The sequence below is a fragment of the Serratia silvae genome (genome assembly GCF_023282985.1).
Classification (GTDB): domain Bacteria; phylum Pseudomonadota; class Gammaproteobacteria; order Enterobacterales; family Enterobacteriaceae; genus Chania; species Chania silvae.
The window spans coordinates 90,197-108,516 of the sequence record NZ_JAGQDC010000010.1 but is presented as its reverse complement, the minus strand read 5'-3'; the positions used below and the strand labels follow the sequence as shown (position 1 = coordinate 108,516).

Annotated in this window: 17 protein-coding genes and 1 pseudogene; 5 read left to right on the top strand and 13 right to left on the bottom strand. The window is 52.2% G+C overall.

The window, feature by feature from the left end; translation table 11 throughout:
• Position 1: 1 nt before the first annotated feature.
• The 8 genes from nudK to napF form a co-directional block, all read right to left on the bottom strand.
• The gene (gene nudK, locus KAJ71_RS13825; RefSeq protein WP_248946261.1) at positions 2-577 is read right to left on the bottom strand and encodes a GDP-mannose pyrophosphatase NudK; all 576 of its coding nucleotides are present in this window, start codon (positions 575-577) and stop codon (positions 2-4) included.
• Positions 578-700: 123 nt separating this feature from the next.
• Entirely contained in the window at positions 701-1,318 is a 618-nt protein-coding gene (gene napC, locus KAJ71_RS13820) for a cytochrome c-type protein NapC (protein WP_248946260.1), read from the bottom strand.
• 11 nt (positions 1,319-1,329) lie between these two features.
• Positions 1,330-1,779 (bottom strand): nitrate reductase cytochrome c-type subunit, encoded by a 450-nt coding sequence (gene napB, locus KAJ71_RS13815; RefSeq protein ID WP_021178725.1) that lies wholly within the window; start codon positions 1,777-1,779, stop codon positions 1,330-1,332.
• On the bottom strand, positions 1,776-2,684 hold the full coding sequence (gene napH / locus KAJ71_RS13810) for a quinol dehydrogenase ferredoxin subunit NapH (protein WP_248946312.1): 909 nt from the start codon (positions 2,682-2,684) through the stop codon (positions 1,776-1,778). The genes napB and napH overlap by 4 nt, the downstream gene beginning before the upstream one ends.
• Positions 2,684-3,436 (bottom strand): ferredoxin-type protein NapG, encoded by a 753-nt coding sequence (napG, locus tag KAJ71_RS13805; protein WP_161739004.1) that lies wholly within the window; start codon positions 3,434-3,436, stop codon positions 2,684-2,686. Before napG ends, napH begins: the two co-directional genes overlap by 1 nt.
• A gap of 10 nt (positions 3,437-3,446) precedes the next feature.
• Positions 3,447-5,933: a nitrate reductase catalytic subunit NapA gene (gene napA / locus KAJ71_RS13800; RefSeq protein WP_248946259.1), complete on the bottom strand. Its 2,487-nt coding sequence runs from the start codon at positions 5,931-5,933 to the stop codon at positions 3,447-3,449.
• Positions 5,930-6,196 (bottom strand): chaperone NapD, encoded by a 267-nt coding sequence (gene napD, locus KAJ71_RS13795; RefSeq protein WP_024484511.1) that lies wholly within the window; start codon positions 6,194-6,196, stop codon positions 5,930-5,932. The genes napA and napD overlap by 4 nt, the downstream gene beginning before the upstream one ends.
• The gene (gene napF, locus KAJ71_RS13790) at positions 6,183-6,680 is read right to left on the bottom strand and encodes a ferredoxin-type protein NapF (RefSeq protein WP_248946258.1); all 498 of its coding nucleotides are present in this window, start codon (positions 6,678-6,680) and stop codon (positions 6,183-6,185) included. Before napF ends, napD begins: the two co-directional genes overlap by 14 nt.
• Before the next feature lie 373 nt (positions 6,681-7,053).
• Here napF and narQ point away from each other — a divergent pair, with 373 nt between their 5' ends.
• Together narQ and narP are read left to right on the top strand one after the other, a co-directional pair.
• Positions 7,054-8,736: a nitrate/nitrite two-component system sensor histidine kinase NarQ gene (gene narQ, locus KAJ71_RS13785; protein WP_248946257.1), complete on the top strand. Its 1,683-nt coding sequence runs from the start codon at positions 7,054-7,056 to the stop codon at positions 8,734-8,736.
• A gap of 125 nt (positions 8,737-8,861) precedes the next feature.
• Positions 8,862-9,494: a nitrate/nitrite response regulator protein NarP gene (narP, locus tag KAJ71_RS13780; protein ID WP_248946311.1), complete on the top strand. Its 633-nt coding sequence runs from the start codon at positions 8,862-8,864 to the stop codon at positions 9,492-9,494.
• 26 nt (positions 9,495-9,520) lie between these two features.
• Here narP and KAJ71_RS13775 read toward each other — a convergent pair whose 3' ends face one another.
• Entirely contained in the window at positions 9,521-9,799 is a 279-nt protein-coding gene (locus tag KAJ71_RS13775; protein WP_024484514.1) for a winged helix-turn-helix domain-containing protein, read from the bottom strand.
• 287 nt (positions 9,800-10,086) lie between these two features.
• On the opposite strand from KAJ71_RS13775, the gene acrD reads away from it, so the two are divergent.
• Complete coding sequence (gene acrD / locus KAJ71_RS13770; protein ID WP_248946256.1) at positions 10,087-13,215, top strand: multidrug efflux RND transporter permease AcrD; 3,129 nt, start codon at positions 10,087-10,089, stop codon at positions 13,213-13,215.
• Between the two features lie 125 nt (positions 13,216-13,340).
• On the opposite strand, the gene ypfM is transcribed toward acrD, so the two are convergent.
• On the bottom strand, positions 13,341-13,400 hold the full coding sequence (ypfM, locus tag KAJ71_RS23650) for a protein YpfM (protein WP_138106377.1): 60 nt from the start codon (positions 13,398-13,400) through the stop codon (positions 13,341-13,343).
• Positions 13,401-13,771: 371 nt separating this feature from the next.
• Between ypfM and KAJ71_RS13765 the strand changes: the two genes are divergently transcribed.
• Both KAJ71_RS13765 and KAJ71_RS13760 read left to right on the top strand, forming a co-directional pair.
• Positions 13,772-13,984, top strand: a complete 213-nt coding sequence (locus KAJ71_RS13765) for a hypothetical protein (protein WP_248946255.1) — start codon at positions 13,772-13,774, stop codon at positions 13,982-13,984.
• A 127-nt stretch (positions 13,985-14,111) separates the two neighbouring features.
• Positions 14,112-14,333, top strand: a pseudogene (locus tag KAJ71_RS13760) (transposase); the annotation flags it as partial.
• Positions 14,334-14,619: 286 nt separating this feature from the next.
• Here the strand turns inward: KAJ71_RS13760 and KAJ71_RS13755 are convergent.
• The 3 genes from KAJ71_RS13755 to KAJ71_RS13745 are packed head-to-tail and all read right to left on the bottom strand — an operon-like array spanning position 14,620 to position 18,316.
• Positions 14,620-15,840 carry an MFS transporter gene (locus KAJ71_RS13755; protein WP_248946254.1) on the bottom strand — a complete coding sequence of 407 codons (1,221 nt, stop codon included), beginning with the start codon at positions 15,838-15,840 and terminating at the stop codon, positions 14,620-14,622.
• Between the two features lie 33 nt (positions 15,841-15,873).
• Positions 15,874-17,043 carry an ATP-grasp domain-containing protein gene (locus KAJ71_RS13750; RefSeq protein ID WP_248946253.1) on the bottom strand — a complete coding sequence of 390 codons (1,170 nt, stop codon included), beginning with the start codon at positions 17,041-17,043 and terminating at the stop codon, positions 15,874-15,876.
• 31 nt (positions 17,044-17,074) lie between these two features.
• The gene (locus KAJ71_RS13745; RefSeq protein ID WP_248946252.1) at positions 17,075-18,316 is read right to left on the bottom strand and encodes an ATP-grasp domain-containing protein; all 1,242 of its coding nucleotides are present in this window, start codon (positions 18,314-18,316) and stop codon (positions 17,075-17,077) included.
• Between the last annotated feature and the right edge of the window lie 4 nt (positions 18,317-18,320).

Sequence of the window (18,320 nt, the reverse complement as noted above, 5' to 3'; positions counted from 1 at the left end):
ACTACTCCATCACCCGATGGATCTGCAAATACTGCAACAGCATGATGGTTTTGCCATCCTTGAGGCGGCCATCGGCGATCATCGCGATTGCCTCGCTAAACGGCAGCTCCACCACTTCAATATCTTCATCCTCAATGCCACCGCCGTTGGTTTGACGCTCGTCATCCTGATACTCGGCAATAAAGAAGTGAAGGATTTCCGTCACGCCGCCCGGTGACATATAGGCCTCAAAGATCTTTTGCACCTTCGAAACCTGAAAACCGGTTTCCTCTACCGCTTCTCGGCGGGCGCACTGTTCTGGCTGATCGTCATCCAGCAGCCCGGCACAGGCTTCCAACAACATGCCCGTGGCATTGCCGTTGACGTAGGTCGGCATGCGGAACTGGTTGGTCAGCACCACGGTGCCCTTGGCGCGGTTATACAGCAAAATGGTCGCCCCGTTGCCGCGGTCATAGACCTCACGCACCTGTTCGATGGTTCCGCCATTTTTACGTTTTAACTCAAAGGTGTATTTATTCAATACGTACCAATTGTCCGATAACAGCTGCTTTCTGATATTTTCAATTTTTGACGACATATTCCCTTCTTCCGTTAGCCAACGCACTGCAACCTTTGGCCACTAGCAAAGCGCAGCCACGGCGGATTTGCAACAAAAAACCCCGCAGGCCTTGCAGCGCTGCGGGGTTCATATCCACCAGAGTTAGAATCCGGTAGGAACTCCGTGCATGTCCGGCAGTTTGTGTGCGATCCCTTTATGGCAATCGATACAGGTTTTGCCTTCGATTATCGCTTTATCATGCATCTTGGCCGCCACGGTTTTCTGCGCGGTGAAATCCATATACTCGAAGTTGTGGCAGTTACGACACTCCTGCGAGTTATTGGCCTTCATACGCGCCCATTCGTTGCTGGCCATGGTCAGACGATGCTCTTCGAACTTCTGCGGCGTGTCGATAATGCCAAACACCTTGGCGTACAGTTCTTTACTGGCCTTCAGCTTACGCAGCATCTTCGGTGCCCACTCATGTGGAACATGGCAGTCTGGGCAGGTGGCACGTACGCCACTGCGGTTGTTGTAGTGCACCGTCTCCATATACTCTTCATAGACATTTTCACGCATTTCGTGGCAGCTGATACAGAATTTTTCGGTGTTGGCCGCTTCCATACCGGTGTTGAAACCGCCCCAGAAAACGATCCCGGCGACAAAGCCCAACAGCAGCAAAGTCCCCAGGGCCAGCCTGCTCGGCCTGCGCCACCAGCGCCATAGACGACGGATCGGTCCGGCCTTTTTCTCGGATGTTGTGGTATTACGTTCGGCCATAGCTCCCCCGCTTAGTGCCCAAAGCCCTGCATAGGCTTGAAATCATTGCCGATGATTGGTGCCGCATCGGTTTGTGGTACGTGGCATTGCAGACAGAAATAACGCCGTGGAGCGACTTCCCCCAGCACCTTGCCATCGCTGTCCATAAAGTGTGTCGGGCTGATACGCGGTGCGCCGGTGGTGCGATAGTGCTCCACGCCGTGGCACTGCAAGCAGCGGTTAGTGTTTTTGCTAATCTGGTAGCCGTCGACGCTGTGTGGGATCATCGGCGGCTGATTGACATAGTTTAGCGCCATCTTTTCCTGCTGCTTGGGCATTTTTATCTGCCCTTCAGCCGTGCCGGAAACCTCTGGCGATTGCTTGAGATCGACATCACTGGCGGCAAACGCGGCACTGGCAACTACCAGTGTTAACAGTGCGCCCCACAGGGAAAGCTGCTTTTTCAGGACATTGCTGGTCATTTTTTGGCTCCCGAATAATGAAATTTGCTCTTAATTTCGAATACGTTTTCTGCACAAACGTCGATACAACGTCCGCAGGCAATACAGGCATCACTGGCAACCCGTGGTGTGCCTTTTTTTACTAATAACGGCTCACGCAGGATCTGCGGTTCTGGGCAAACATGAAAACAATCCATGCAGCGGGTACAGTTATCACGCTGCTCTGCGCTGATCTGCACCATGCCCTGGCTACCAATGGCGCCATACAGCGCACCCATTGGGCAAAGATGGCCACACCAGCCGTGTTCGACCACCAGCAGATCGAACAGAAACAGCGCCACAATCAGCCAGATGCCTGCACCAAATGCGGCACCCAACCCCTTCAGCCAAACTAATAGCCCCTCCCCACTGCCGTGGATCAGCCCGCGCCCCATCAGGGCAACCGGATTAATCCATTCCCAGATCAGCGTGCCACTTACGGCGCTGCCAACCAGCACGACAAGCAAGATGCCGTAGCGCAGGGAACGAGGCAGGCTGGCCGATTGGCGCAAACCTAACTTGCGCCGCAGCCAGGCCGCCAGATCGGTCACCGGGTTGACCGGGCAAACCCAGCCGCAAAACACCCGATTACCGATCAGACCATAAATCAGCACCACTACCGCGCCTACCCATACCAGCCAGGCTGGCCAATGCCCGGCCAACAGGCTTTCCAGCATCATCAACGGATCCGTTAACGGTACCGTCTCCGCCAATAGGCTGGCGCTGTAGTTGCCACGCAGGATCCAGATGCCCCACAGCGGCCCGGAGAGAAACATCAACAAGATCAACAGTTGGCTGCAACGGCGCAGGATCAGGAAGCGGTTGCTGCGCAACCAGCCATGGCGCAGACGCGCATCACGCCCGGCTTCAGCGACTGGATTAGCCATCATTCACCTCCCTTTACGCCACGTGCCGGCAATGTGAGGCCTTCCGGCACCAGTGAATGCCCTGCACGCTGCTTTTCCTGCCAGCCCCAGCGATAGTGTTCACCCAATTGGCCACGCGCCAGTTCCATCGGTAACACCTTGATCGCCGCCTGCTCAAGCACACAAGCCTGCTCACACTTGCCACAACCGGTACAATCCTGGCTGTGAACCGTCGGTAGAAACATGGCGTGCTTGCCGGTACGTTCGTTGTGTTGCAGTTCCAAGGTGATGGCCTTGTCGATCTGCGGGCAAACGCGGTAACACACATCGCAACGCAGCCCCTGCCAGTTCAGACAGTTTTCATGATCCAGCAACACCGCCAGCCCCATCCGCGCCTGATCGATATCCGTCAGGTTCGGATCCAGCGCACCGCTCGGGCAGGCCACCACACACGGGATGTCTTCACACATCTCGCAAGGGATATCCCGCGCCACAAAGTACGGCGTTCCTGCCGCCCTCGGCGACAACAGCGTCGCCAGTTTCAGCGTCTGGTACGGGCAAGCTTGCACACACTGACCACAGCGAATGCAGGCGCTATCAAACGCCCCCTCGGCCAGTGCTCCTGGCGGCCGCAGGGCCAGGCCATCACGTGCCTGAGACTGCTTTTGTTGCAGCCCCAGCAGTACGCCTATCCCTGCCAATCCCGCCACACTGCGAGCCGCATCCCGTAGGAAGCGACGCCGGGCCGGTGTTTTATCTCGTTGCTGGCTCATTCCGTTGGCCTTATACCTTCTCCAGTTTTACCGCACACTTCTTATAGTCGGTCTCTTTCGACAGCGGATCGGTGGCATCCAGCGTCAGGTTATTGACCAACTGCGCGGCATCAAAGAATGGCATATACACCAGACCTTTCGGCGGGCGGTTACGGCCACGGGTTTCGACGATGCTCACTACTTCACCACGGCGTGACAGTACCTTCACCTTGTCGCCACGGCGTAGATTACGGCTCTTGGCGTCCAGCGGATGGATAAACAGCACCGCCTCAGGGAAGGCTCTGTGCAGCTCTGGCACCCGGCGCGTCATTGAACCGGTGTGCCAATGTTCCAGCACGCGGCCAGTGGACAACCACAGATCGTATTCCTGATCCGGGCTTTCTGCCGCAGGTTCGAACGGCAGTGCGAAGATCACCGCTTTACCGTCTGGCTTGCCATAGAAGCGCACGCTTTCACCGGCCTTCACATAAGGATCGGTCCCTTCGCGGTAGCGCCACAGGGTTTCTTTGCCATCCACCACTGGCCAGCGTAAGCCGCGCGCCTGATGGTACATATCAAAGGCCGCCAGATCGTGACCATGACCACGGCCGAACCCGGCATACTCTTCAAACAGCCCCTTCTGAATATAGAAGCCGAACTCGCGCGACTCGTCGTTCAACTGGTCGGCCGGGATCTCTTCCAGCTTGTACTTGTTCACTTCACCATTGACGAACAACACGTCGTACAGGGTTTTGCCACGGTATTCCGGCTTCTGGTTTACCAGCTCCGCAGGCCAGACTTCTTCCACCTTGAAGCGTTTGGCAAATTCCACCAACTGCCACAGGTCAGACTTGGCCTCGCCCGGTGCTTTCACCTGCTGATGCCAGAACTGAGTACGACGCTCGGCGTTACCGTATGCCCCTTCTTTTTCTACCCACATCGCCGTAGGCAGGATCAGGTCGGCGGCCAATGCGCTCACCGTTGGGTACGGATCGGAAACCACGATAAAGTTGCGCGGATCGCGCCAGCCTGGCATGCGTTCTTCATTAATATTTGGCCCGGCCTGCATGTTGTTGTTACACATCACCCAGTAAGCGTTCAGCTTGCCGTCTTTCAGCGCACGGTCTTGCGCAACCGCGTGCAACCCTACTTTTTCTGGGATGGTGCCCGCTGGCAGTTGCCATTTCTGTTCGGCAATCTGGCGGTGTTTCTCGTTGGTCACCACCATGTCTGCTGGCAGGCGGTGGGAGAACGTCCCCACTTCACGCGCGGTGCCGCATGCGGAAGGTTGGCCAGTCAGCGAGAATGGCCCGCAGCCTGGCTTAGAGATCTTACCGGTCAGCAAGTGCAGGTTGTAGCACAGGTTATTGGCCCAGACGCCACGGGTATGCTGGTTGAAGCCCATCGTCCAATAAGACACGACCTTCACATTCGGGTCGGCATACAGTTTTGCCAGCGCTTCCAGTTGGTCTTTTGGCACGCCGCTCATTTCTGCGGTCTTTTCCAGCGTATATTCCGCCACAAAGGCCTTGTAATCTTCGAAGCTCATCGGCTCCGAAGCATCGCTGCCTGGGTTCTTCGCCGCTTTCTCCAACGGGTGGGTTGGGCGCAGGCCGTAACCGATATCGGTCACCCCTTTGCGGATATTGACGTGCTGCTTGAGGAAATCCTGGTCAACCGCGTTGTTCTGAATAATGTAGTTGGCGATGTAGTTCATGATCGCCAGATCGGTCTGCGGGGTGAACACCATGCCGTTATCCGCCAGCTCGAAGCTGCGGTGTTCAAAGGTGGAAAGTACCGAGACGTTGACCTTATCGTTGCCCAGGCGGCGGTTGGTAATGCGCGACCACAGGATCGGGTGCATTTCCGCCATATTAGAACCCCACAGCACGAAGGCGTCAGCCTGCTCGATATCATCGTAGCAGCCCATCGGTTCATCCATGCCAAAGGTGCGCATAAAGCCGACCACGGCAGAAGCCATGCAGTGGCGCGCGTTTGGATCGAGATTGTTGGAACGCAGGCCCGCCTTGAACAGTTTGGAGGCCGCATAGCCTTCCCATACCGTCCACTGGCCGGAGCCGAACATGCCAACCGCCTCTGGCCCTTTTTCTTTCAGGGCCCCTTTGAATTTTTCTTCCATGACGTCAAAGGCTTTTTCCCAAGTGATGGGAGTAAACTCACCTTCTTTGTCATACTGCCCGTTCTTCATGCGCAGCATTGGCTGTGTCAGTCGATCCTTGCCGTACATGATCTTGGGCAGGAAGTAGCCTTTGATACAGTTTAGGCCCCGGTTAACCGGAGCATCCGGATCACCCTGCGAAGCCACAATGCGGCCATTTTGGGTACCGACCAGAACGCCACACCCGGTGCCGCAGAAACGGCAAGGTGCTTTGTCCCATTTGATTTCGTCACCGCTGCCAACCACGGCTTGGGCGACCGTTGGGATCGTCAGCCCGGCTGCAGTGGCTGCAGCCACTGCGGCGTTCGCTTTCATGAAGTCTCGACGACTGAGTTTCATGGCATTACCTCACCTTGCTCATCCTGCTGGTGATAGACCAGCGACACTGCCAACACGCCTTCCAGATTGCGTACCGACTCAATTTTTTCCAGCAACGCATCGGAGCGTGCTGCTTGCATAACGACGACCAATTTGCCCTGCTGCTGATCCTGTGCCGGAATTTCCGTATCGGGAATTGCCAGCAGCGCCGAGATCAACGCCGGGAATTTGTCAGGCCGAGCCTGCACCATCAACCCGCTTACGTGCCATTCACTGCTCATTATTTTCACTCCGGGTTATTGCAATCGCCGAGATCGGGCAACCGGCAACGCAGGCACCACAACCATTGCACGCCGCCACCTCGAGCGCCGGTTGGGCTATGCCGCCTAACCGTGGCCGAAAACGGATTGCCTGCGTTTCACAACTGTCCTGACAACTGCGACATTCTACCCCCTGCATCGCCAGGCAAACGGCCGAAAACGACGCCACTTGTTGCCAGGGTTGATGCTGTGGTGGGTAAAACAGTGGGGCTTCGCAGGCATCTGCGCATTGTCGGCAAAAGGTACATTCCGCGCGTTGGAAATCGATTTCGGGATATCCGCCACTGCCGCTGATCAATACACCGGTTTCACAGGCGTTAACGCAGGCCTGGCACCGGGTACAACCCGCAAGGAAGAGAGGGGTTTCACGCGACCACGGGGGACGGATCGCATCAGTTTGATGACGCCATTGTCCGCTGAGCAATCTGCGTCGCGACAATTCGGCCATTCGGGTTATCCTTCAACGTTGGCAACACGCGCGCGTGTAAAAAATTATTATAGTGTGACTTTATTATTTTTGGTCTCGCACCTCAGGTAAGAGGCAAGGATAAAATAGGCTTATCGGAGGGGGTAGATAATCACCCTTAATAGGTAAAAGTGGGTATTACTTGCGCCAGATCAATCACTGACAACCGATATAGGGCATTTTGCCAACGGTAGGCTGCCCAATCGCTATTTACTTGATTATATAGCGAAGATTATTTTGGCGGCGAATGGGCCGCTTGCTCAAAATCGCCATGCTTTTTGCCAGTAAAAGTTATAATTTGACGGCGCATAATACTCGGCGGCCCAGATCGGCCAACAACCAGAAGGACGCTTAATTGCTCGTAAAACGCTCAGTAACAGGTAGCCTGGCGAAGGCGCTGATAGGTATCGTGATTCTTTCCGTGCTGTCCACCGGATTGGCACTAACCACAGTGGCGGGCAGCCTGCAAGATGCCGAAGCGGTAAATATCGCAGGCTCCTTGCGCATGCAGAGCTACCGGTTGGCATATGAGCTCACTAACGGTTCCGCTGAGGTGCAGCAGCACCTGGTGCAGTATCAGCAGTCGCTGATGGCTCCGGCCCTACTTAAACTCGATCGCTTTTATGTGCCTGACGATGTGCGGCAAAAATACCTGACGCTGCGCCAGGCCTGGCAGGTATTGGAAAAACAGATCCTGGCCGGGAACTCGGAAAACTATCAGGCCAACGTGGCCAGCTATGTCAATCAGATCGACCATTTTGTCTTGGCTTTGCAGCGCTACTCCGAACAAAAGCTGACCATCGTAGCGACAATCAGCGTGATGGGCTACATCGCCATCATTGCCCTGGTGCTGTTCTGCATCCGCTTTATGCGCCGCCAAGTGGTCACCCCGCTCAAACGCCTGGTGGATGCCAGCCTGCGTATGCAACAACGTGACTTTAATCATCCGCCACTCGACGTTTCATTGCCAAACGAACTGGGCGTACTGTCGCAAACCTTCACCACCATGTCTGGCGAATTAGCGAAGCTCTATCAGTCACTGGAACAGAAAGTGCAGGAAAAAACCGAGCGCCTACAGCAGGCCAACCGCACGCTGGAGGTACTCTACAGTTGCTCCCAGGCGCTGAGCGTTGGGCAGTTGGATCAGCGGGCGTTCGAGAAGGTCCTGCACATCATCAAGATAAGCGAACAATTGCATTGCATCCGGCTCAATGTGGAAGACAGCCTCAGCCAATGGCAGGTCAGCAGCGGTGAACCCGTGGCGGAACTGGCCTGGCATTCGCAGGTGATTATGCAAGACAACAAACCGTTGGGCAGCCTAAGCTGGCAACATGAGCAACAACCGCCTCATCCGCACCTGATGCAAAGCGTGACCAATATGCTCAGCCGTGGAGTTTACTTTAACCGCGCACAAAAGCAGCATATGCAGTTCCTACTGATGGAAGAACGCGCCACCATTGCCCGTGAACTGCACGATTCGCTGGCCCAGGCACTCACCTTCCTGCGCATCCAGCTGACCTTGCTCAAACGTACCTTGGCAGGTCACTCATCGCAGGCAGATGAAATCATTGATGATTTTGATCGGGCACTGGCGGATGCCTATCGCCAATTGCGCGAACTGCTCACCACCTTCCGGCTGAGCATTCAGGATGCCGATCTGAATGCCGCGTTGCAGCAGGTATTGGAACCATTAAAACTGCTGACCAGAGCGCGGATTCAGTTACACTGTCGGTTAGCCTCACAGGCGTTGAATGCCCAACAACAGGTTCATGCGCTACAGATCGTGCGTGAAGCCGTGCTTAATGCCATCAAACACGCCGATGCACAGGAGATTGTGATCCGTTGCGAAGTCTCCCCCAGCGGAGACAACGAGATCACCATTTGTGACGACGGCTGCGGCATCGACAGCCTGGATGAGCCGGAAGGCCATTACGGGCTAACCATTATGAGCGAACGCGCAACGCGCCTGAACGGTACGTTACAAATCAGGCGTGGCAATGCCGGGGGCACGGAGGTCTGTCTTAGCTTCCCGCCATAACGGCTAACTGCATTGCACGGCGGCCATTCGAGCCGAGCGACAATGCTAATTACTACTATATTTTAAGAGTCAGCTTTACTGCCTGCATTACGCAGTGGCTTTACTCGCTACAGGGAGCACGTTTTATTGTGATGAAAAATTACCGAGTAATGATCGTGGACGATCACCCGTTGATGCGACGTGGCATCAAACAATTGCTAGGGCTAGATCCTACTTTCACCGTGGTGGCAGAAGCCAGCAGCGGAGCTGAGGCAATCGCCATGACCGCGCAGTTCACGCCAGACGTGATCCTGCTTGATCTGAACATGAAGGGGCTTTCCGGGCTGGATACGCTGAAGGCACTGCGCGATGAAGGGGTGGATGCACGCATCATCGTGCTGACCGTTTCCGACTCCCGCAGCGACGTCTATGCGCTGATCGATGCTGGCGCCGATGGCTACCTGCTGAAAGACAGCGAGCCAGAACAGTTGCTGGAGCATATTCGCCAGGCCGCCGAGGGCCAGAACGTGATTAGCGATGCGGTTGCGGACTATCTTTCGTCACGCAGCGAGCAACACGATCCCTTTGCCGCTCTCACCGAGCGTGAACTGGATGTCTTGCAGGAAGTGGCGCGCGGCATGTCAAACAAGCAGGTCGCGGCGCAGTTGCATATTTCTGAAGAGACGGTGAAAGTGCACATCCGCAATATGCTGCGCAAGCTCAACGTGCGTTCGCGCGTGGCAGCAACCGTGATGTATCTGGAAGCGAAAAGTCAGTAATGCTTCCCCGGCATGCCGGGGAACATTCAACCAATAGCCGCCAGCAGCATCTCATGATGCTGATTAATCCAGCTTTGACTTAGCGGGCCCCAGTTTGCCAACTGGTAATAGCCATCGTTATTTCGCTTCCCCTGCTGCACAAACTGCAACTCCAGGCCCAGGCCTGGCAGTGCTTTTAGTACGTCCTGCAACGTACGACGCGGCCAACCGGTCAATTCCATCAGGCGCGGAACGTTAGGACGTTCATTGCTGCTGATCAGCCAACACAGATAAAGACGACGAGCAAATACCGGATTAATTTCCATGCTTGACTCCTGCTGCAGAAAACTTCCTGATTATTTCACCGTAACGCAATAAAATCGCCATAATGACGCATTTCGTTGTGGTGCAATGTGTAACTGTAGATTTCTACTACTGTTATTTACATTATCTCCTTTTTTTCTCCACGCTTTATCTACGCATGACGAGTAAAGTGCAGTAGCACCTTTGGGTACCATAAAATCCTGCGACAGCCCGGCCACCAACCAGCGCCAGGCATAAGCATAACTGATGCAGTCAAAAATAGAACAAGTCACAACGAGGTTCATGCCGCATGGCCAATTTTTTTATTGATCGCCCGATTTTTGCCTGGGTTCTGGCAATTATTCTTTGCCTGACGGGGACATTGGCGATTTTTTCTCTGCCTGTCGAACAATATCCGAACCTCGCTCCGCCAAACGTGCGTATCAGCGCCACCTATCCGGGGGCATCGGCGCAAACGCTGGAAAATACCGTTACCCAGATTATTGAACAGAGCATGACCGGCCTCGACAACATGATGTATATGTCGTCGCAGAGCACCAATACCGGCCAGGCTTCGGTTACTCTGACCTTTGAAGCTGGCACCAATCCGAACGAAGCGATGCAGCAGGTACAAAATCAGCTGCAATCCGCGATAAAACGATTGCCACAGGCGGTACAGCAGCAAGGCGTATCGGTGTCAAAATCAGGCGACACCACGCTGATGATGGTGGCCTTTGTTTCCAACGATGGCAGCATGGATAAGCAGGACATCGCGGACTACATCGTCTCAAACCTGCAAGACCCCCTCAGCCGCATTAACGGCGTGGGCAGCATGGACGTTTACGGTTCACAATACGCCATGCGTATCTGGCTGGATCCGAACAAGCTCACCAGCTACCAGCTCACCACGCAGGATGTGGTCAACGCCATCAGTTCGCAGAACGCCCAGGTGGCAGTGGGCCAGCTAGGCGGTTCCCCTTCCGTAGATCAGCAAGCGCTGAACGCCACCATCAACGCTCAATCCCAGTTACAAACGCCGGAGCAGTTCCGCCAGATCACGCTGCGCGTCAATCGGGACGGTTCGCTGGTCACTCTGGGTGACGTGGCCACGGTAGCGTTAGGCGGGGAAAACTATAATTACCTCAGCCGTTACAACGGTCTGCAGGCCGCCGGGATGAACATCAAGCTGGCCTCCGGTGCCAACGAATTGCAAACCGACCAGTTGGTGAAAGCCAAGATCGCCGAGCTTTCACAATATTTCCCCCACGGGCTGGAAGCCAAGATTGCCTATGAGACGACGCCGTTCGTGCAGGCTTCGATCCATGACGTGGTAAAAACCCTGCTGGAAGCCATTTTGCTGGTGTTTTTAGTCATGTACCTGTTCTTGCAGAACTTCCGCGCCACGTTAATCCCCACTATCGCTGTTCCTGTGGTGCTGTTGGGCACCTTCGCTATCCTTTCGGCCTTCGGCTACAGCATTAACACCCTGACGATGTTTGCCATGGTGCTGGCGATCGGCCTACTGGTGGACGACGCCATCGTGGTGGTGGAAAACGTGGAACGCGTAATGAGCGAGGAAGGGCTCTCACCCAGGGACGCCACCCGTAAATCCATGGGGCAGATCCAGGGCGCGCTGGTGGGGATTGCCATGGTGCTTTCGGCAGTATTTATTCCCATGGCCTTCTTCGGCGGCACCACCGGCGCCATTTATCGCCAGTTCTCGATCACTATCGTTTCCGCAATGGTGCTTTCGGTGCTGGTCGCCATGATCCTCACCCCGGCCCTGTGCGCCACTATTCTCCAACCGATCGCCAAAGGCCATCATCACGGCAAGCACGGTTTCTTCGGCTGGTTTAACCGCATGTTCAACCGCAACACCGAACGCTATGAACGTGGGGTAGCGCGCGTGCTGCATCACAGCGCCCGCTACATGGTGATCTATCTGTTACTGTTGGCCGGTATGGCAATGCTGTTTATCAAACTGCCGACCTCGTTCCTGCCGCAGGAAGACCGTGGTGTGTTCACCGTGCAGGTGCAGTTGCCTGCGGGCTCCACCCTGCAGCAAACCACCAAGGTGGTGGAAAAGGTCGAGCACTACTTCCTGACCGAAGAGAAAGCCAACGTGCTGTCGGTGTTCTCAACCATCGGTGCAGGGCCTGGCGGCAACGGCCAGAACGTCGCACGCCTGTTCTTGCGCCTGAAGGACTGGGATCTACGCAGTTCAGGAGCCAATAGTTCGTTCGATATCATCGAACGTGCCACCAAGGCCTTCAGCAACATCAACGAAGCACGCGTGATCGCCAGCAGCCCGCCAGCGATCACCGGGCTGGGGAACTCTTCGGGGTTCGATATGCAGTTGGAAGACCACGCAGGGCTGGGGCATAGCAAGCTGATGGAGGCTCGCAATCAGTTGCTGCAACTGGCTGGGCAAAACCCTCAGCTATCGCGTGTGCGCCATAATGGCCTTGATGACAGCCCGCAGTTGCAGATCGATATCGACCAACGCAAGGCACAGGCGCTGGGCGTGTCGATCGACGATATCAACAGCACCTTGTCAACCGCCTGGGGCTCTACCTACGTCAACGATTTTTTAGACCGTGGGCGAGTGAAGAAAGTGTACGTTCAGGCCGGAGCACCCTTCCGCATGCTGCCAGAGGACATAAACAAGTGGTATGTGCGTAACAACAGCGGTGGGATGGTGCCCTTCTCCGCCTTTGCTACCTCCCATTGGGAATATGGTTCACCGCGTCTGGAACGCTACAACGGTAACTCCACGGTAGAAATCGTGGGCGAGGCCGCCTCGGGCGTCAGCACCGGTACCGCGATGGATGAAATGGAAAAACTCGTCAGCCAGCTACCAACCGGTTTCGGCCTGGAATGGACCGCAATGTCCTACCAGGAGCGCCTGTCCGGTTCCCAGGCACCGGCGCTGTATGCCATCTCGCTGTTGGTGGTATTCCTATGTCTGGCCGCCCTGTATGAAAGCTGGTCGATCCCGTTTTCGGTCATGTTGGTGGTGCCGCTGGGGGTGATCGGTGCCGTCGCAGCCACCTGGCTACGCGGGCTGGAAAACGATGTGTACTTCCAGGTGGGGTTATTGACGATTATCGGGCTGTCGGCCAAGAACGCCATCCTGATCGTGGAGTTTGCCAATGAGCTGAACAATAAAGGCAGGGATTTGATGGCGGCAACGCTGGAAGCATCGCGCCTGCGCCTGCGCCCTATCCTGATGACCTCATTGGCGTTTATCTTCGGCGTTCTGCCAATGGCCATCAGTTCTGGTGCAGGTTCTGGCAGCCAACATGCGGTAGGTACCGGGGTGATGGGCGGTATGATTTCCGCCACCGTTCTGGCGATTTTCTTTGTGCCGCTGTTCTTCGTATTGGTACGCCGCCGCTTCCCTGGTAAAGCACTATCCCACAATCACGATAGCCAATAGCAGACGTAAAAAAAGCAGCTTCGGAACCGAGGCTGCTTTGCTAACGACTTGATATTGTGACCCTAGATGCTTTAAATAAAAACAAATCAAATAGCCTTATTCAAGCTTTAAACCCTATTACGGTGTCAGTTACCTAACATCTCATCAATAAAGTCTTTCCAGTTTGTTAACTCACGATCAACCATAGCACTTCACTACCTCCAGTTATTGGAGGCAAGCATTTTACGCCTGTTTTTTGAGCAAGTGAAGTATTTTGGGAACGATGCCAGCCAAGAAAACCTAGGGTGGAACATATTTTCAGATTAATCAAAAACCTACCCAGATGTTACATTGTCTTTAGCGTTCTGGAGCGTTAGCAAGGTAGCAGATACATACGTTAATTTGAATTTATCCTACAAAATTAACACACCAGTTTTTATCGCACGACAAGCAAGATAATTCTCAATAAAATAACCGACACTATCCTGTTATTAGCGCATTCCCTTTGCATGCGCTTGAAATTGCACCTTAGGTTGCTATTCTAGTATTTCATTAATACAAAACCAGGATGGATGCCGTGAAAAAAATAACTCATAAAAAGGCCACCAATGTTATTGGCGGTAATGATTTAGTTTGTGGTAAAACACGCTATTTATGGATAAGAGATGACGATGGTAGTGGTAACTATATCTGCATGAAGAGAGAGGAATGCAATACACCTGACAATGATAAATTCGGCAATTCTCAAATCCACTTTAACAGAGTAGCCTCTTCCTTCTGTGGGCGCTAATTAACACCCATTAATTTCTCCGGTGTCTTTTTATAGGTGCCGGATTATGAACTCTCGGCCTTATCCAAAAGTGATTGATGTTTACTCACAGATTTACCTTACACCTTGATTCGCTTTAATATCAATAAAGCACGGTAAGGAAAAGCGCCGCGTCTGGCGAAAACTGCACCTGGCCGTGGACGCCGATACCCACGAGGTTATCTGGGCTGACCTGTCACTGAACAACGTGACAGATGCGGAGGCATTCCCGGCGCTTATCCGCCAGACCCACCGGAAAATTAAGGTAGCTTCCGCCGATGGTGCTTATGACACAAAGCTATGCCATGACGAACTGCGGCGTAAGAAAATCAGGATAGCTCGTCAATTCGGGAAAGCTTTTGTCTCAATCCAATTTATTCAACAAAGCCGCTATAAACTATACTGTACCTACTGATCACGATACTTGGGGCCCACGATATAACATCGTCCCTGGCCCTAGTGCTCAAGTTCAGGTCATTCTTCAGCATAATGATCAGTTGCAGCTGGTGCCCATACATTGGGGAGAATCTTCATGCGCCAGCGCCGCTGGAGTGACGATGGCGACCGGTGGGGCCGATCAATCGCCCCGGTCGGTATCGTCCTGTGTTCGCTTTCCCTCACTTTTCAGATGCATTGGCAGACAGCACCGCACTGCGTTGTGCTCGACTGGCGCTCAGGCCAAGAGAGAAAAGCAGGCAGACCAGCACCAGGATGGTAACCCACGAGACAGCGACGACAAAAAGGTTGCCGACCGTGGACAAATAAGAACCGAATATGAACCCTATACCCAGGCCGATTGCACTCGTCATAAAATTGAACAATGTTATTCTCTGCAACGTATTTCCTGGTGTGTCGGTAATTAAATCCACAGCCAATTGGGGTACCAGATATTCACCGAGAGAGAAAGTAAAAGCTACAAAAGCTAATCCCAAATAGCCGGTCATCAGGGGTGTTGAAATCAATGATAGGCATGAACAAAAGCTACCAAAGGCCAAAAGGGATATTTTGGGAAGTTTATCAATTTTCCTTATCAATCTCCCTCCCCAAAAAGCAAGAGCAATCAGGAAAACTGAGTTCAATGTAAAAACATAGGCAACACCATCCTGAATATTATTCTCATTTATTTTTAACGTAATGAACGTGTATATCTGCGCTTCGAAGATATAATGAAAAAGTGCCCCCATAGAAATCAGTACAAAAACTTTGTCACGAATAACCTGAATCATGCCCTGAAACACATTTACAAACTGTGCCTGATGAGGTTTCTTCACCCCAGGAACAAACAGAAAAACTAATATGGCCGCGACCAAAAAAATGATCGAACAAAAAACTGATAAAGCGTCATACCCTCCATAATTGATGAGGGCTTGTCCAATAACTGGTCCGAGCCCGCCACCGACACTATTAATAAATTTTATATTAGAAAATAATCTTAACTTCTCGTGTTCTTTGTCAAGCGAGTAAATTTGATACGCACGTGAGATATTATAATAGACACCCACGGAAAACCGATAAAGTACAACACAACACAATAGAAGGACATACTGATAAACCGTGCTGGAGATATTGCTGACGAAGAAAAAACCAAAAGCGGACAAGGAGAACACCATCAGTGCCAGCGTAAATACAGGCTTGTACACCTTTTCAGACAAAAACATGCAAACTATGACAGAGGATAAATTGCCGGCAATAATACCCACTGACATCATGATACCCACATCAGCAGCAGTAAAGGCATAATGTCCTGTCAGGATAGTGACAAGGAAAGGGAAAAACGAAAACATGCTAACACAAGAGATTAGCATAACGAACATGAGTATATAGTTAGTTCTGCTCATTTTGCGTCCTGAATCATATTTGACTGTTCCCACTCAAATGTATATCGGTTTTATCAGGATTTGGCACAGGTCGAGCTTACTTTTCACATCCTCGGGTGTGCTGCAAATCACATAGCCATTACGTGAAAAAGAGTCGACAGGGCGGGAAAGGGGCGCATTGATGAGTTCAGGTAAACTTACGTCTTTGACGTAGGGTAAAAGTTTAACGCGTTGTTCACCGCAAAGACTACTGACCTGACCAGGTTCAAAATCAAAGAAAAGGATCCCACTATTATTGCTCACCGACTTGCGCGTATTATCCAAAGGCAGGCCTGACGCATCTTGTATCGCCAGTGAATACAGATCGACCCCCGTGGCATGGTAAACCAATTCAGGAATACTGTCGCCGCCGACCCGATTATGGGACTCAATGATGTGTATGGCACTCTGATCGACCTTCACTTCGGTATGGGTCGCGCCGGACTCAATCCCGATAAGGGATAAGAAGCCACAGACAAAATCATCGATCGCGGCAAAAAACTGTCCATCATTATTCTCCCTGGAGACAACATGTCCATGCTCAACAAACCGGGAGTCTTCATTATCAAACAGGGATTTCTCGGTGACCGCGTGAACGGTATGTACCCCATTGACAGAAAATGCCTCAACGGAATACTCCTTTCCCCCGATGTACTGTTCAGCGATTAATGTCTGCAGAACGTTTATCGTCGAAAGTTGCTTATCATCGACAACAAGATGAACATTTTCGCTTCCCACTCCCCGAGAGGGTTTCAGAATAAACGGAAAACCGAGCAGGGCAGCGGCCTGAGACAGATCATTCGCGGAATGGACCGCATGATAGTTGACATTACCGTAGGGGGTTCCCTTAAGCGTATCACGCATTAATATTTTATTTTTGACTATTTCAGCAATCGTACTATTTTTAGTATCGCACAATAATTCGTCATTTATCCATGCCGCTGCCAGCAAGGCTTTCTCAGAAAGCGTCAGGACCTTTTCGATGCCTTGCTCCCGTAAGAAATCCAATATCATCTTTTTATTATCAGCGGCATCATAGTCACACAGCAAAACGCTGTCTGCCAGCGCAATAGCTTCCATCGAAGCAAGTGACTGTTTTTGTATCAGTACCACATATAGACCAAACGACTTCGCCCTATCTAAAAGCAGTTTACCGCTGCCGATAAAACCAATTTTATTTCCCATACTCACCACCAAAATAAAATGTATTGTCAAGTCAGGACAATGCCGACTGAGTAATATTGAAACCATTACCATCGAGCAGAGCGTTAACACGCAGCTCAATCTGCTGATAACGGTCTTTATTTAAAATGACATACCCCAACCGATCTTCGCTGCTGCGCAACCCGTTCAGTGTTTTGGGGAGCGAAAAAATATTGATCCGGGAAAAAATGTCCCCATCACTCTCGACGGTAATATCGGTTATATGCCCACCGCGACTATCTGTGATATACACGATAGCCGCAGCATCCCCCTGTTCGTCGGTGTTTTCTATGCTTAAAGGATGATTGATATTCGCTTCCAACATCAGACCAGCTGCATCATACCCTTTCGCATTTTTCATGAGTTCGATAATCATGTCTCCCCCCAAGCGTGGATTGATTTCAATGACATCGAAGCGCCCATCGGAGAATTTAAATTCCATATGTACAAACGTATTTCGCAGACCAACATGTTCAAGTATACGGTTGGCATGCAGGCTCACCTGCTCTGAAAATTCACTGCCGTCTGCATACGGAAAAATATGGGCCTTTTCGACGCAAAATGGGGGGGGGGTAACAAATTTTTGAGTAACCCCAAGCAGTCTCCAGTCCTCATTTTCACAATCCCAAACCAACTCGGCACTGTATTCTTCCCCGGTAATAAATTCCTCAACCAAGATGTCTTTTGAAACGCTAAACCCGCGACCATTATATTTTGGCAGAGACAGAATATAGTCGATAGCCTCGTCAGACTCCGATTTTGAATGACAAACCTTGACACCGATGCTGCCACTTTCATCTACCGGCTTGATCACACACGGGTACTTCAATAACGCTTGATGGGCTGTGCTGTTACCCGCCAAACGTGTAAAGCCAATTGAATACGCAGTATTGTTGAGTTTTTCTCTTAACAAATGTTTAAATCGCACCGTCAATAATGCCTCAACAGCTGGCGCATGTGGCAGGTTAAGGAACTGGTTAATGATCGCGGCCTGTATCATTCTAAAGTCATCAAATGCCATGACAGCGTCAACCGTATCCGGGTAACTCTGGAAGAAGGCCAGCAGCTTGGCTATGTCATAAGAGTCAACAACGGCCACTTCATCCGCAAAGTCAATAGGATTAATCACGGCATTGGCGTATTCCGCTTTATTGCCACAGACGAAAAGCGTTTTATATCCCTTTAATTTGGCCGCCTGAATGACTAAGGCACCATTACCTGCTAGGTTTGACTCAAGAACAGCAATAACTGACATATCT